The organism is Rhizobium sp. SG2393 (assembly GCF_042610495.1).
Taxonomy (GTDB): Bacteria; Pseudomonadota; Alphaproteobacteria; order Rhizobiales; family Rhizobiaceae; genus RU20A.
This window is the reverse complement of sequence record NZ_JBHGAP010000001.1, coordinates 618,310-632,833: the sequence shown is the minus strand read 5'-3', so window position 1 is coordinate 632,833 and position 14,524 is coordinate 618,310. Positions and strand designations below refer to the sequence as shown.

13 protein-coding genes are annotated in these 14,524 nt (G+C 63.8%); 10 read left to right on the top strand and 3 right to left on the bottom strand.

The window, feature by feature from the left end:
- Position 1 precedes the first annotated feature (1 nt).
- Positions 2-3,415, bottom strand: a complete 3,414-nt coding sequence (locus ACED18_RS03045) for a DUF3971 domain-containing protein (protein ID WP_377288866.1) — start codon at positions 3,413-3,415, stop codon at positions 2-4.
- Between the two features lie 252 nt (positions 3,416-3,667).
- Here ACED18_RS03045 and bcp point away from each other — a divergent pair, with 252 nt between their 5' ends.
- The 5 genes from bcp (at position 3,668) to ACED18_RS03020 (ending at position 8,776) form a co-directional block, all read left to right on the top strand.
- Complete coding sequence (gene bcp, locus ACED18_RS03040) at positions 3,668-4,138, top strand: thioredoxin-dependent thiol peroxidase (RefSeq protein ID WP_377288864.1); 471 nt, start codon at positions 3,668-3,670, stop codon at positions 4,136-4,138.
- Positions 4,139-4,142: 4 nt separating this feature from the next.
- Complete coding sequence (locus ACED18_RS03035) at positions 4,143-5,009, top strand: ferritin-like domain-containing protein (RefSeq protein WP_377288862.1); 867 nt, start codon at positions 4,143-4,145, stop codon at positions 5,007-5,009.
- Positions 5,010-5,122: 113 nt separating this feature from the next.
- Positions 5,123-6,529: a M23 family metallopeptidase gene (locus tag ACED18_RS03030; protein ID WP_377288860.1), complete on the top strand. Its 1,407-nt coding sequence runs from the start codon at positions 5,123-5,125 to the stop codon at positions 6,527-6,529.
- A gap of 272 nt (positions 6,530-6,801) precedes the next feature.
- Complete coding sequence (locus tag ACED18_RS03025) at positions 6,802-8,334, top strand: DEAD/DEAH box helicase (RefSeq protein WP_377288858.1); 1,533 nt, start codon at positions 6,802-6,804, stop codon at positions 8,332-8,334.
- Between the two features lie 13 nt (positions 8,335-8,347).
- Complete coding sequence (locus ACED18_RS03020; protein WP_377288856.1) at positions 8,348-8,776, top strand: NUDIX domain-containing protein; 429 nt, start codon at positions 8,348-8,350, stop codon at positions 8,774-8,776.
- Here ACED18_RS03020 and ACED18_RS03015 read toward each other — a convergent pair.
- Both ACED18_RS03015 and ACED18_RS03010 read right to left on the bottom strand, forming a co-directional pair.
- Complete coding sequence (locus tag ACED18_RS03015) at positions 8,738-9,112, bottom strand: TfoX/Sxy family protein (RefSeq protein WP_377288854.1); 375 nt, start codon at positions 9,110-9,112, stop codon at positions 8,738-8,740. The two genes, ACED18_RS03020 and ACED18_RS03015, sit on opposite strands and share 39 nt — an antisense overlap.
- 144 nt (positions 9,113-9,256) lie before the next feature.
- Positions 9,257-9,706, bottom strand: a complete 450-nt coding sequence (locus tag ACED18_RS03010; protein WP_377290999.1) for a flavin reductase family protein — start codon at positions 9,704-9,706, stop codon at positions 9,257-9,259.
- Between the two features lie 263 nt (positions 9,707-9,969).
- Between ACED18_RS03010 and ACED18_RS03005 the strand changes: the two genes are divergently transcribed.
- From ACED18_RS03005 to purB, 5 genes are all read left to right on the top strand, one after another.
- A complete protein-coding gene (locus ACED18_RS03005) occupies positions 9,970-10,986 on the top strand; it encodes an ABC transporter substrate-binding protein (RefSeq protein WP_377288852.1) in 1,017 nt (338 codons plus the stop codon).
- A 74-nt stretch (positions 10,987-11,060) separates the two neighbouring features.
- Positions 11,061-11,738: a ribulose-phosphate 3-epimerase gene (gene rpe / locus ACED18_RS03000; RefSeq protein ID WP_377288850.1), complete on the top strand. Its 678-nt coding sequence runs from the start codon at positions 11,061-11,063 to the stop codon at positions 11,736-11,738.
- On the top strand, positions 11,735-12,478 hold the full coding sequence (locus tag ACED18_RS02995; protein WP_377288848.1) for a DUF2259 domain-containing protein: 744 nt from the start codon (positions 11,735-11,737) through the stop codon (positions 12,476-12,478). The genes rpe and ACED18_RS02995 overlap by 4 nt, the downstream gene beginning before the upstream one ends.
- 119 nt (positions 12,479-12,597) lie before the next feature.
- On the top strand, positions 12,598-13,011 hold the full coding sequence (locus ACED18_RS02990) for a hypothetical protein (protein WP_377288846.1): 414 nt from the start codon (positions 12,598-12,600) through the stop codon (positions 13,009-13,011).
- A gap of 91 nt (positions 13,012-13,102) precedes the next feature.
- Positions 13,103-14,404 (top strand): adenylosuccinate lyase, encoded by a 1,302-nt coding sequence (gene purB / locus ACED18_RS02985; RefSeq protein WP_377288844.1) that lies wholly within the window; start codon positions 13,103-13,105, stop codon positions 14,402-14,404.
- Positions 14,405-14,524: the final 120 nt, after the last annotated feature.

Below are 14,524 nucleotides of genomic sequence, written 5' to 3'. Positions count from 1 at the left end.
TCTATTGAAATTCGAAGATCGAGCGGAAGACGCCGGGCGCGATGATCGAGAGGGGATTGATCGTCAGGCGCGGCTTGTCGAAGGGGCCGTCGAGCTTGAAGGTGATGCCGAGCAGGCCACGGTCGCGGCCGTTGCCGAGGATCACGCCGATCAGTGGCAGTTCGCCGAAGAGACGATTGAGGCCATAGGCCGGCATGAAGGTGCCGGTCATGTCCATGTTGGCGCGCCTGTCACGCACCGTGCCCTGGAAGGTCGCGCCGACATCAACGCCGCGCACCACGCCCGATTCGACCCGCAGCGCACCCTGGTCATAGAGGAGCTCCGCATAGCCGCGCTCGAAGCGGGCGGTGCTGACGTCGATGTCGCGCTTGACGGCCTCGTTCAGGCTGCGTCCGTCGGCGCCTGACGGTGTGGAGACCATGGAGCGCAGCTTGCTCTCGTCCACCAATGCGAACTTGCGGATGTCGATGGCCCCGCGCCACGAATTCGCGCCGCGGTCGCGCAGCTTGAGATTCAACAGGCCGCCCCGCATGTTGCGATAGATATCGGCAAAGCGGGCAACTGCACCCGCGTCACCGCTCGTCATCTCGATGATGGAATCGCCGCCCTCGCTGACAAGGTTCGCGGCGACAGCCTGGCCGCTTCCCGTTTCAGCGGCAAGCTTGAGGCCAGTGATCTCGCCACCGCGTGCGGCATATTTCAGGGTCACTCCCGAGAGGCTTTCCCCATTGAAGCCTGCAAGCCGGTCGAGCCTTGCATTCAGGGCGACGGAGGGGTTGTTGCTGACACTCCCATCCGCCCCGGCGCCAGTTTCATCCGAGGATTTCAGGCGCGCCAGAAGCGTGCGGATATCGGCCGAAGCGCCTGACACATCAACCGCGTATCCATTGGCGGCCCGGGCGATCTCGGCCGCGAAGCTGTCGCCGGTGGTCAGCCGCACGTCCGAGAAACGCGCCTTCTGAAGACCGCCCTTATCGACCGTCATCGCGCCTGCAAAGCCGAAGCCATCACCCTCGAAGTCGACGTCGCGAAGCTCCAGCGCGCTGCCCTCGCCTTTCTCGACGGTGAAATTCAGCCTGGCGCCAATCCCAGCGCCCTTGCGCCAGCCAATGAAGGGCAGCGTGACGCCGGCGCGGCCAAGATCGGCGCTCACCGTCTGCCGGTCATTTTCGCCAAGTGCGACCTCCACCGCGATGCTGCCATCAATGACTTCCTTGAGGGCGGGCACCAGACGATGGAGATCGGCGGCCTTGATCGTACCGCTGGCGGTGCGGCTGCGCTTCACATCAGCCTTGCCGTCGACCGGCTCCACGACGGCCAGGTCAAGCGGCACGCCATCCACCTTGGCGCTTGCATCCAGCGTCAGCTCGCGATTGTCGATCCGCAGGCGGCCGTCGATGGCGCTGAGCGTGCGGCCCGCCAACGGCGTCGCAAGGCTGACGCCGGACAGCGTCATCTCGGTCTGCCACACGGGCTTCGGAGGGTTCTGCGCAGAAACGAGGCCGAAGCGGGCGCCGACCGTGGCGGTCACGGTGCCGGAGAAATCCTCGGGCTTGAACGGGGTCTTTTGCAAGGCCTGGATGGGCCTGTAGGTACCAAGTTCCGCGATCGCATCGGCATTGCCTTCCACGCCGATCTTCATCTCACCCATCAGCGGTTTTTCCGATGTGTCGGGAATGACGAAATCGCCCCCTGTCAGGGCCACGGTGCGGCCGGACGGGAAGAAGGCCGTGCCGGACTTCGCGTTGATCGACAGGCGGGTATTGCTGAGATGGAAGTCGCCGGCCATGTCCCTGACCGGAGGAATATCGCCGGCGACGCTGACGCGCGCACCCTCCATGGCGAAGGTGATGTCGAGATTGGAATTCGGCGCCTCCTTCTGCCCGACCTTGTCGATCGGTTCACCCGGCGGCACATAGACGGAGATGCGACCATTGTTGACCGTGCCGCCATAAATGTTGGCGACGACCCAGCGGCGGCTGGTCTTGCCCATCCACCAGGGCCAGAGCTGCTTGACGGCCGCCGTCTCCAGCCTGTCGGTAATCGCGGCCAGCGACATTTCCGGCGAGGTGTTCGAAAAGCTGAGGGCGAGAGAGCCGAACATCGCGCCAAGCGGCGTCGAAACGGCGAGATCGTTGAATTCGAGACGGTGGTCGGCCGAAAGGTAGCGCCCTTCCGCCTTGGCATCGAAGACGATCGGAGGCTCGTTGACGTCGATCGGCTGGCTGACGCCGCCCTTGACGAGCAGGCTGATCGCAAAGCCCGGCGGTGCACCGACCTCGCGCTGATCGAGATCGACGATCGCCCCGCTCAGCGGAAAGCGTGAAACGCCGAGATTCATCGTTGATGGCAGGATTTCCAGCGAGCGCTTTTCGAAATCGTAGGCCATGGACAGGCGCGACGGTTTGGTTTCGGAATAGGTGCCGCCGGCATCAAAGCGCCCTGCATGGATATCGAGATCCGACGTCAGGACGGCTGGCTTGTCGTTGCCTGCCTTTCGCGCCTCGACCCTCAGGTCTGCAGAGGCATCGAGACCGAAGGCGCTTTCGCTCGCATCCGCGGCACGATGGATGAAGGGCGTCAGCGTCATTCCGGAGACCGTGCCGGACAGCACCTGCATCGCGCCGTCGCGCTGATCGACGTTGAGCGCCAGCAGAGCGGGCACACCATCGACAGAAAAATTGCCGGCAATCCGCATCGACCCATCGGCGAGACGGTCGAAATCGAGGGAGTCAATGTTCAGCGCGATCGGCCTGCGGCGCGGTCCCGCGAAGGTAAAGTCGACATCGGAAATTCGAACCACATGCGTGCCGGAGCGCCCGACGAAATCGGACAGGAGCTCCACCTGCCGGAAGGTTTCATCAAGTACGTCCGGTATGGCAGAGATCTGCGCCTTCGTCAGATCGATCGGCTGGCCGCGCGGCAAGACATCGGGTGACAGCGAAAGCCCGCTGACCTCGATACGGGAAATTGCGATCCTTCCCCGAAAAAGCGCCAGCGGATCGAGCGAAAGCGAAACCGAGTCGGTTTCCAGCATGTTCGTGGCCGAATCAGGCTCCGTGACCGATACATCCCGCGCCTCGAGTGCGAGGGCGCCGGCCGACGTGATGCGCAGAACGGTGCTGCCGACCGATGCCGTCACGTTGCGGCCTATCGCCTTTTCCAGCGCGGTGCGCGCGCGGGCATTCAAGGGTGCATCGAAGGCGCCGGCCTCGATCAGGCCGACCAGCCCTCCGACGGAAACGACGACCAGGATGACGAGCGCAGACAGGAGCTTGACGATGCGCCTGACCATGCGACGGGGCGGCGGACAATCGACGATCAGGGCGTCCTCGGCCTGGGCCGATGGCAAGGCGTCGAGAGCGACAATATCCTGCTTGCGAAAAGCAACCTTCTCGCCGCGAATGTCTCCCATGCCGTCCTGCGTCTCCAAACCCTTATCCCATCTTGTGGCCTGATCCGTCGTCGCGGGCAATCCGTAAAGTTGCCTGCCAGACCGAAAGTGAGCTGCAGCCGGCCCGTCCCCCGAACGTTTGTGGAAAAGCGACCGTCCGAATGGTTCCGTGCTCTTGTCGCGCGGTGTCGGCGCCCTCATTGTGCCGCTGCCAGGCGGCAGCGTCATTTCGGTCCCTCTGTCATCGAAATCCGACCAAAGAAAGGTAACGCCATGACTGAACTGTCGATCGGAAGCCCCGCGCCGGACTTTTCTCTGCCGCGCGACGGCGGCGGGACGGTGTCGCTCGCCGATTTCTCCGGCAAGCGGCTCGTGCTGTATTTCTACCCGAAAGACGACACCTCCGGCTGCACGGTCGAGGCCAAGGCGTTTTCCGAACATGCTGCGGCCTTCAAGGCAGCCGGCGCCGCTATTCTCGGCGTCTCGCCCGACCCGGTGAAGAGCCACGATAAATTCGTGAAGAAACATGAACTTGCCATTCCGCTCGGTGCTGACGAGGATCAGGCCGTCTGCAACGCCTACGGCGTGTGGGTGGAGAAGAGCATGTATGGCAAGAAGTACATGGGCGTGGAGCGCTCAACCTTTCTCATCGGCCCGGATGGCCGCATCGAGAAGATCTGGCCGAAGGTGAAGGTGGCCGGTCACGTCGAAGAGGTTCTTGCGGCTGTCACGGCGGGCAACTGACCGCATGGCGGTGGCTGAAGACCAGCACAGTGTGCCGCGTCCCGATCTGGAGCGGCTGGGGATCGAAAGCCTGCGCGGCGGTGCCGTACAGGCCATCTGCTCGGCCGATCTCGACCGGAAGACCGAGCTTGCGCAGGCGACGGCGCGGCTCTGGCATGCCCGCCGGCTGTCGCTTCGTTCGCCGCGCGATCTGACGGTTCCGGACAGGCCCGGCCGGCCGGACAAACCGGTTCTCACGCCACCGACCCAGGTCAAGAAGCGGTCGCTGCACACGCTGCATGGCCGCATCTCCCTCCTGCACGCGCTCGCCCATATCGAGCTCAACGCCGTCGATCTCGCCCTCGACATCGTGGCGCGATTCGCGACCGAGCGCGTGCCGCAATCCTTCTTTGACGGATGGATGCAGGTCGCCTTCGAGGAAGCCAAGCATTTCCGCATGGTGCGCGACCGGCTGCGCGCTCTCGGCGCCGATTATGGGGATCTTCCCGCCCATGACGGCCTGTGGCAGGCCGCCCACGACACCCGCAACGATCTCACCGCCCGACTGGCCGTCGTGCCGCTCATTCTCGAAGCACGCGGGCTGGATGTGACGCCTTCCCTTCAGGTCGGGCTGCGCGCAGTCGGTGACATCGAGAGTGCCGAGGTTCTGAAAGTCATCTACGAGGACGAGAAGGGCCATGTGGCGGTCGGCGCCAAGTGGTTCCGGTTCCTTTGCGCCCGTGAGCGGAAAGATCCGGCAGCGACCTTCCAGGCGCTCGTGCGCGCGAATTTCCGCGGGCCGCTCAAGGCGCCTTTCAACGACATCGCGCGCGCCGAAGCTGGCCTCACACCCTCGTTCTACCGCTCCATGACGGCAGCTACGAACCACTGAAAGCCCTGAAATACAGGGGTTTCAGGGCGATCGAAAGATTTTGTTAACCTTAACGATGTCTAATCATCCCATCTCGGGACTCGCGAAAACGCGCCACCAGACGGGAGAGACAGGTGTCCTCAAAACGACCGGAAGATCGCGTTTTCGGCAGGCGCGCGACAAGCCATGTGCTGATCCTCGCCAGCGGCGAGAAGGTTCGCCACATGACGGTCCGGCCCTGGATGGCCGCCGTGTCTGTCTGCGTCTGTGCGGCTCTTGCCGTCGGCTATCTCGGTGCGACGGCCTATCTGGTGCTGCGGGACGATCTGATCGGCGGCACGATGGCGCGCCAGGCGCGCATGCAGCATGACTACGAGGATCGCATTGCCGCTCTTCGGGCGCAGGTTGATCGCGTGACGAGCCGCCAGCTTCTCGACCAGCAGGTGGTCGAGGAAAAAGTCGAGACGCTGCTGCGCCAGCAGATGGCTCTCTCCAGCCGCCATGGCAAGCTCGGCGAGCTCATGGACAAGGCCGAAACGATCGGCCTAGACACGGGCGCGACCGACGAAAGCTCCGCCAACGACGGACTGACACCCGGCATCGAACCGCAGGCCTACCAGCCGGACAAGCGCGCGGCCGTGCATGGCGGCGCAGCCGCCATCCAAGGGCTGATCTCCGGACGCGCGCATGCAGATGCTGGGGACGCATCGCCGCCGGCTTTTGATTCGCCGACGCTGCGCAGCGGTACGATCGTCGGCGAGAGTGCGGCCGACAAGGCAGACCGGATGTTTTCCCGCGTGACCCTGTCTCTGAAGTCGATCGAGCGCCAGCAGATGGATCGGATCGCAACCTTGACGGCCAATGCCGACAAGGCCGCATCGGAGATTACCCGCATCCTGCAGCGCACCGGCATCGACCTCCCGGCGCTGCGGACAGCCTCCATCGATACACCCGCCGATGCAGACCCGTCGGTTGAGACCGCCGCGCTCACGACCCAGGATGACGCCGACGCCATCGGCGGGCCGTTCGTGGAGCCGGAGCAGACCGACACATTCAGCCGCTCGCTCGTGGCGCTGGATACCGCGCTGACGCGACTCGATACGGTTCGCAACGAAGCGCGACGGGTTCCCGTCAGCAACCCCGCCCCGACCAGCCCGATCACCAGCCGCTTCGGCAATCGCGTCGATCCCTTCTTCGGACGGCTGGCACTGCATGCCGGCATCGACTTTCGCGCGACGGTCGGCCAGGCCGTGCGGGTGACCGCAGCCGGTACGGTTGTCTCCGCCGGCAAGGCCGGAAGCTATGGCAATATGGTCGAGGTCGATCACGGCAATGGCGTCACGACGCGCTACGCACACCTTTCCGCCATCACGGTCGTCGCAGGCGACAAGGTGCGTCTCGGCCAGACGATTGGCCGTGCCGGCAACACCGGCCGCTCCACCGGCCCGCATCTGCACTATGAGGTCCGCATCAACGGCGAGGCCGTGGATCCCATGCGGTTCCTGAATGCAGGCATCAAGCTTGGGCACTACATCGAGTAGGCCGTGGCTGCAGCAGGTCGTGCGGTTTCACGAGGTCTGCCAGGTCGAATATTCGACTGTTTGCAGTCGTTTTCGTCATTTTTCTTTCGTATTAGACCGCGTTTTCGATGCGAAAAGTGCGAAAACGTCGAAAATTTACTGTTTGGCCGGCTCAACTACCCGGTTTTCTTGACTTCCCGGGCGCTTGGGCTTATGCAGCCCTCACCCGACGGGCCGCTTTCCGCCGGCTAACCAGTGTTCGCTTTCGAACCGGAACGGAAACAGATTTCCCTTTGACCACATTCTCTGATCTTGGCCTGAGCCAAAAAGTCCTGTCTGCCGTCACCGACGCGGGTTACACGATCCCCACGCCGATCCAGGCGGGCGCGATCCCGCCGGCCCTGCAGCGCCGCGACATTCTCGGCATTGCACAGACTGGCACGGGCAAGACGGCATCCTTCGTGTTGCCGATGCTGACGCTTCTCGAAAAGGGTCGGGCCCGGGCGCGCATGCCGCGCACGCTGATCCTCGAGCCGACGCGCGAACTGGCCGCACAGGTGGCCGAAAACTTCGAAAAATACGGCAAGAATCACAAGCTCAATATCGCGCTGCTGATCGGCGGCGTGTCGTTCGACGAGCAGGATCGCAAGCTCGAGCGTGGCGCAGACGTCCTGATCTGCACCCCCGGCCGCCTTCTTGATCACTGCGAGCGCGGCAAGCTGCTCATGACGGGCGTGGAAATCCTCGTCATCGATGAAGCCGACCGCATGCTCGACATGGGCTTTATCCCGGATATCGAGCGCATCGCCAAGCTCATCCCGTTCACGCGCCAGACGCTTTTCTTCTCGGCCACGATGCCGCCGGAGATCCAGAAGCTCGCCGACCGCTTCCTGCAGAATCCGGAGCGCGTTGAGGTATCGGCCCGCTCCTCGACCGCGACCACCGTCACGCAGCGTTTCGTTGCCTGCAACGGCAAGGATTACGAGAAGCGATCCGCGCTTCGCGACCTGATCCGCGCCCAGGAAGACCTGAAAAACGCAATCATCTTCTGCAACCGGAAGAAGGATGTCGCAGACCTCTTCCGGTCGCTGGACCGCCACGGTTTTTCCGTCGGCGCCCTGCATGGCGACATGGACCAGCGCTCGCGCATGACGATGCTGGCCAATTTCAAGGACAACCACATTAAGCTGCTGGTTGCCTCCGACGTTGCTGCACGCGGGCTCGATATCCCCGATGTCAGCCACGTCTTCAACTTCGACGTACCGATCCATGCCGAGGACTATGTGCACCGTATCGGTCGCACGGGTCGCGCCGGCCGGTCCGGTGCCGCCTTCACGCTGGTGACCAAGCGTGACACGAAGTTCTCCGACGCCATCGAGAAACTGATCAATCAGAAGATCGAATGGCTGAACGGCGATCTCTCCGCCCTTCCCGAACCGACGGAACAGGAAGAGCGCGGCCGGCCTGACAAGGGTCGCGACCGCAACAAGCGGAGCGGCGGCCGGGGTCGCGAGAAGGGCGAGCGGGATCGCAGTGATCGCGCGCCGCGCCGGGCTTCGGCCGACGAGATCGTCGCCGAGCTTCCGGAAGTCGCAGTGGAAACGGTTGAAGTCGAACAGAAGGCACCCGACGTGAACGCAGAACGCAAGGCTGATCCCCGCAACAACAATGCACCGCGCTCGGGCCGTCGCGCCCCGCAGCCGGCCGCCAACGACGATAACCGGGATCGCCGCAACCGCTACCGTCGCGACCAGGACGACGGTCCGACGCCGGTTGGCTTCGGCGACGACATTCCGGCCTTCATGCTGATCGCCGGCAAGGCCTGAACCGCCTCCGGCGATGGCCTCCCCAATCACATTGACGCAACGCCCGGGAATCGATTTCCCGGGCGTTGGCGTTGGTCTCGCTATCGTCAGGGATGGCAAGCTCCTGCTCTATCGCCGCCTGCGAGCGCCGGAAGCCGGCTACTGGAACATCGTCGGCGGCAAGGTGGATGCCATGGAGCCCGCCAAGGATGCCGCCCTGCGCGAAGCCATAGAGGAAACCGGTCTTGTGATCGCAGATGCCGAGTTTCTCGGTGTGACGGAGCAGATCATACCGGCCGATGGCCAGCACTGGGTTTCCCTTCTCTACGTCGCGACGCGCTTTTCCGGCGAACCCCGGTTGACCGAGCCAGACAAGCTGTCGGAATTCGGCTGGTTTGCGCTTGATGACCTGCCGACGCCGCTCTCAGCCTTCACGCAGGCCGTCGTTCCGCTTCTTCGTTGACGGTTTGGCGGAAGCGGTCGCTTCATGCCGGACGGCGGCTTCGAAGGCGAGGCGGACCCAGCGCGCCATGTCGTCCGGATCGTCATAGGCGGATTCGGGGATCGACCAGTAGGGCATGTAGGTCTGTTTGCCTGACCTTGCCTGGTAGGCCCAGCGGACGGCGCCGGCATCCTCCAGCGTCGTGGCGCTTTCAGCATCGCCCTTCAGGAGGATGCCACCTTCGAACTCGACGGCAATGATCATGCCCTGGCAGTAGATGCCTTTGCCACCGAACATCCGCCGGATGGAAACGGGCCCCAGACTTTCAAACATCTCTTCGATGGCGGCATTGTCCATCGATGTCTCCCAAGCTTGACGGATACTGTCGACTTCGCAGTTGAGATGCGCAACGCAGGGGCACGAAGGCAGTTCCACCATCCTGACGAAAACGTGAGCGGCTTGTCCACCCCGTAAACCCTTCAAAAACGAGCGAGAATGTCGTCAGAGCGTGTGGTAGGCGCGATTGAGATACAGCAGTGCAGCGTCGGCCTCGCCCAGATGGACGGCCTCGACGGCTCCGATCAGTATCCGATGGGTGCCGACGACTTCGGTCTGCGCCAGGCGGCAATCAAAGACGGCCGGCGCCTGCGCCAGCACCGGCGCGCCCGTGGCAAGCGTGATCCAGTTGCCAAGCGCGAAACGATGCTCGGCAGACAGGCCTTCGCGGCCGGAAAAGGCATCGGCTATCGGCTGCTGGGCAGCCCCCAGCACATGCAGCGCGAAACAGCCCGTTTCGAGGAAGATGTCATTGTTCGGATTGGTCGCGTTGAGGCAGACGAGCACGGTCGCAGGGCTGTCGGAGACCGAGCAGGCGGCCGTGATGGTCACCCCGCGTCGTGTCGCGCCCTCGCCTGTCGTGACGAGTTGGACATGGCCGGCGAGCCGCGCCATGGCGTCGCGGTAAAGCCGCGGGTCGATTTGCGATGATTCCAAAATGTCTCTCCGGATCCTGTCCGGCCTTCTACGTCGCCGCCCTACATAACGGATGTGTGCGAAAGGGGAAGCACATGCGCTTTACCGCAGCATCTTTTCCTTTGACGCCCGTCGTCACACCTTTAAAAAGGCGCCATCCACAACGGAGCAATGCCCTGAAACCGATCCTGCCCATCGCGCTTGCGCTCGGCCTTCTTGCTGGCCCGGCTTATGCCGCGGTGATGCGCGTTGCCGTGGTGGCGCCGCAGTCAGGCCCCTTCCAGATTCTCGGAGACCAGATCCGCGCAGGCGCGACCTTTGCGGCCAAGCAGAAGGATGTGGAGATTGTCGAAATCGACGAAAGCTGCGAGGCCACCGGCAGCGAGGCCGGCGGAAACGGGGATGCGCTCGCCAAGGCTCTCGCCGCCAGTGGCGCACAGGCGGCCATCGGATTTCTCTGCACAGAAGGGCTGGCGGCGGCCCTGCCCGCTCTTGCCGAAGCCGGTATTCCCGCCATCAGCCTCAGCGTGCGATCCGACGTGCTGATGGGCGATGCGCTGAAGAAGGGCTGGCCCTTCTTTCGCCTCGTGCCCGGCCAGGCCGACGAGGCCGAAGCCATTACGGCCTTCATTGCCCGCAACTGGCAGGACGTGCCCTTCGCACTTCTCGACGACGGAACCATCCAGAGCCGCGACCTGACGGAATCGATCCGCAACGGACTGGCCGAAAAGGGCATGAGTGCGGTCTTTACCGATACGTTCCGCCCGGCGCAGGAGCAGCAGATCGCGCTTGTGCGCCGGCTTGCAAAAAGCGGCGCCACCCATGTGTTCACCAGTGGCGATCATAACGACACGGCGATCCTTGCCCGGGACGCGGCATCCGAAAAGCTCTTTCTCCAGGTTCTCGGCGGCGACCAGTTGAACGCTGCCGACCAGACCGTCCCGCTCGCAAACGGCGTGGAGGCCGTCACGCTGCCTGATTACAGCGCCCTGCCCCCGGCAGCGACGATGGTGCAGCAGATGCAGGCAGAGGGCATGGTGGCAGAAGGCTACGTGTTGCCGGCGGCGGCCGCGATTACGCTTGCCGCCGAAGCGCAAGGGTCGGCCGAGGCGACCTCCGTGCCGCTTGCGGAAGCCATCGCCAAGGGTACGTTCCAGACCGCCATTGGCACGGTCAGTTTCACCGGAGCCCGTGACCTTGCACCCTCGCCCTACCGGCTGATGGTCTGGCGAGACGGACGTTTTGTAGAGCCTGATTGATCCGCTGGCGTCAGGCGGCGGTTGTTCGACCCGGTCGCGGATGCTATGCGCGCTGTTGAAGAAGGAGACCCGCCATGAGCCATCCCGTCCGCATCGCGCCTTCGGTCCTTGCCGCCGATTTCTCCCGTCTCGGCGAGGAGGTTCGCGATGTCACGGCCGCCGGCGCCGACTGGATCCATCTCGACGTGATGGACGGCCATTTCGTTCCCAACATCACCTTCGGTCCCGATGTGATTGCGTCTCTTCGCCGCCATACGACGGCAACCTTCGACTGCCACCTGATGATCGCGCCCGCCGATCCCTTCATCGAGAGCTTCGCCAAGGCAGGCTGCAACGTCATCACAGTGCATGCCGAGGCTGGACCGCATCTGCATCGCTCGCTGCAGCACATTCGCTCTCTCGGCCGCAAGGCGGGCGTTTCGCTCAATCCGGGCACGCCGGAAAGCGTCATCGAATATGTGCTCGACACGGTCGACATGGTGCTGGTCATGACGGTCAATCCGGGCTTTGGCGGGCAGAAGTTCATTCCATCGACCGTCGACAAGATCCGGCGTATTCGCAAGATGATCGGTGATCGCCCGATCGAGATCGAGGTGGATGGAGGCATTACGCCGGAAACGATCGGGGCCGCACGGGCGGCCGGGGCGAATGTGTTCGTTGCGGGCTCTGCGGTCTTTTCCGCGGGAACGCCGGCCGGCTACCAGGAGCGGATCGCCGCGCTGCGTGTCGGTGCGGACCGCGCCTTGTCATGAGGCTCGCGCACGCGCTCCTCGCCGCAGTCGCGATGCTGCTTCCGGTCGCCGCCGGGGCGTCGGACGTCTCACAGTTTGCGCCCATCGGCTTTTCCGAGGACGGGAAAATCTTCGCCTTCGAGGAATTCGGCGTCCAGGATGGCTCCGGCTTCCCCTATTCCTCGATCTTCGCGATCGATCTTGTCCGCGATGCCTTCGTTGATGGCAGCCCGGTGCGGTCTGTTGGCGATGACGAGCAGACGCCGCTGGCACGCGCGCGCCGCGATGCGCGCCGCCTGGCCGCGCCGTTGATCGATGCGTACCGTCTGCCGGACCGTCCGGGCTATCTGGTCGCGTTCAATCCGGAGACCGAAGTGGATTCGCCCGCAGACACGCTGGCCTATCGCGCCCTGCCGGGTGCGCCCGACTTCGTCAAGCCTTACCGCCTGAAGCTCGAGACGGTGGATGTGCCGGCCGAGGGGATCTGCAAGGATTTCGTGCCCGTGCTGAAGAGCTTTCGTCTGACGCTGACGGAGGCGGCCGGCACGGCGGTCAGCCGCGTCCTGCATGACGACGCCGGCAAGGTGCCGACGAGCCGCCGCTGCGTCACCGGTTACCGGATCGGCGGTGTCGTGACCTATATGCCCCTCGACATGAACGAGATGCATGTCGTGATGGTCCAGGTTCTTTCCCGCGGTTTCGAAGGCTCGACAGACGGACGCTGGATCGCGGTACCCCTGCCCGTCGGCCCGACGAAATGAGCGGCAGCGCGGAAGGGCACGGGGTGCGAAAGGACAATGCTGCCCGCCTCCGCCTGCCTGCGCGTCGCTTCCCGTCACGGAGATACTGGCTTGGCGGTGCCATCCTGTGGGGCCTTGCGATGGCAGCCGCAGTGCTGGCCGCGCTCTACCTGCGCAACCGGCTGGAAACAGGGCGTCTCGTCCCCATCCTTCTCGTCTATTTTGCCGGTGGGGCGCTGGCATGGATGCCGGCAGGCCTTCTTGCGCATGTCGCGACCCGACGCGCACGGCGCGAAACGCGCTTTGCCGCCCATTTCCTGTGCCTGACGGTCTTCACGGTCGCCGTGACCGCTTTTGTCTTCGCGCTCGACTACCGGACATTCTATGCGCAGTGGCATGCGCCCGTCTTCACCTACATCTGGTGCCTGCAGCAGATCTTCACCATGGCTGGCGCCTCCTACCAGTTCCTGGTGATCGGGGTGCCGCTTTTCCTTCCGCTCGGTCTTCCGCTGCTTCTTGCAACGAGTCTGCTGCTTGCATGGTCCGGGCGCTGAGAAGCCGTAGCGGCGTTGTGAAGCGTGGTCATCTTTGCTAGAGGCTGCGGCAAAACCCGTTCCTCCCACATCGAAGAAAGCTGAAGAGCCCATGATCCCGCGCTATTCCCGACCGGAGATGGTGGCCATCTGGTCGCCCGAAACCAAGTTCCGCATCTGGTTCGAGATCGAGGCGCATGCCTGCGACGCGCTGGCCGAGCTCGGCGTGATCCCCGCCGATGCCGCACGCGTCATCTGGGAAAAGGGTGGCGCCGCCACCTTTGACGTTGCGCGCATCGACGAGATTGAGGCCGTCACCAAGCATGACGTCATCGCCTTCCTCACGCACCTCGCCGAAATCGTGGGTCCCGACGCGCGCTTCGTGCACCAGGGCATGACGTCATCGGACGTGCTGGACACGACCTTCAACATCCAGCTGGTGCGCGCTGCCGACCTGCTGCTTGCCGGCATGGACCGCGTGCTTGCGGCGCTGAAGGCGCGGGCGCTCGAGCACAAGGACACGGTTCGGATCGGCCGCAGCCACGGCATCCATGCCGAGCCGACCACGATGGGTCTCACCTTCGCGCGCTTCTACGCCGAGATGGCCCGCAACCGCGCCCGCCTCGAAGCGGCGCGCGCCGAAGTCGCCACCGGGGCGATCTCGGGTGCCGTCGGCACCTTCGCCAATATCGATCCGCGGATCGAAGAGCATGTCTGCGCAAAGCTCGGCCTTCAGCCCGAGCCGATCTCGACCCAGGTCATCCCGCGCGACCGGCACGCCATGTTCTTCGCCACCCTCGGCGTGATCGCCTCCTCGATCGAGAATGTCGCGATCGAGATCCGCCACATGCAGCGCACGGAAGTTCTGGAAGCGGAAGAGTTCTTCTCGCCGGGCCAGAAGGGCTCCTCGGCCATGCCGCACAAGCGCAATCCGGTGCTCACGGAAAACCTGACGGGTCTGTCGCGGCTCGTGCGCATGGCGGTGGTTCCGGCCATGGAAAACGTGGCGCTGTGGCACGAGCGCGACATCAGCCATTCGAGCGTCGAGCGCGCCATCGGCCCCGATGCGACGGTGACGCTGGATTTCGCCCTGCATCGCCTTGCCGGCGTCGTCGAAAAGCTCGTCATATACCCCGACAACATGATGGCGAACCTCAACAAGTTCCGCGGTCTCGTTCATTCGCAGCGCGTGCTGCTGGCCCTCACGCAGGCCGGAGCAAGCCGCGAGGACAGCTACCGTCTGGTGCAGCGCAACGCCATGAAGGTCTGGGAACAGGGCAAGGATTTTCTCGAAGAACTGCTCGGCGATGCCGAAGTGCGCGCCCTGCTCAGCGAAGAGCAACTGCGCGAGAAATTCGACCTCGGCTACCACACCAAGCATGTGGACACGATCTTCCGCCGCGTTTTCGGCTGATTTTCGGACAGTTTCTGTCTCCAGCGCATGGAAAAGCCCGGCATCGATAAAATGCCGGGTTTTTGCTTAACAAGTCCTTAGAGAATGGGTGTTAAGACTTTCTTCATGATTTGAGCAAGG

Bases quoted from the DNA above. Each gene is read 5' to 3' on its own strand.
- ACED18_RS02990 (WP_377288846.1), top strand. From the start codon at position 12,598: ATGGCAGCCGCAGTGCTGGCCGCGCTCTACCTGCGCAACCGGCTGGAA.
- rpe (WP_377288850.1), top strand. From the start codon at position 11,061: ATGAGCCATCCCGTCCGCATCGCGCCTTCGGTCCTTGCCGCCGATTTC.
- ACED18_RS03010 (WP_377290999.1), bottom strand. From the start codon at position 9,706: ATGGCGCGGCTCGCCGGCCATGTCCAACTCGTCACGACAGGCGAGGGC.
- ACED18_RS03045 (WP_377288866.1), bottom strand. From the start codon at position 3,415: ATGGGAGACATTCGCGGCGAGAAGGTTGCTTTTCGCAAGCAGGATATT.
- ACED18_RS02995 (WP_377288848.1), top strand. From the start codon at position 11,735: ATGAGGCTCGCGCACGCGCTCCTCGCCGCAGTCGCGATGCTGCTTCCG.
- ACED18_RS03035 (WP_377288862.1), top strand. From the start codon at position 4,143: ATGGCGGTGGCTGAAGACCAGCACAGTGTGCCGCGTCCCGATCTGGAG.
- ACED18_RS03020 (WP_377288856.1), top strand. From the start codon at position 8,348: ATGGCCTCCCCAATCACATTGACGCAACGCCCGGGAATCGATTTCCCG.
- purB (WP_377288844.1), top strand. From the start codon at position 13,103: ATGATCCCGCGCTATTCCCGACCGGAGATGGTGGCCATCTGGTCGCCC.
- ACED18_RS03005 (WP_377288852.1), top strand. From the start codon at position 9,970: ATGCGCGTTGCCGTGGTGGCGCCGCAGTCAGGCCCCTTCCAGATTCTC.
- bcp (WP_377288864.1), top strand. From the start codon at position 3,668: ATGACTGAACTGTCGATCGGAAGCCCCGCGCCGGACTTTTCTCTGCCG.
- ACED18_RS03015 (WP_377288854.1), bottom strand. From the start codon at position 9,112: ATGGACAATGCCGCCATCGAAGAGATGTTTGAAAGTCTGGGGCCCGTT.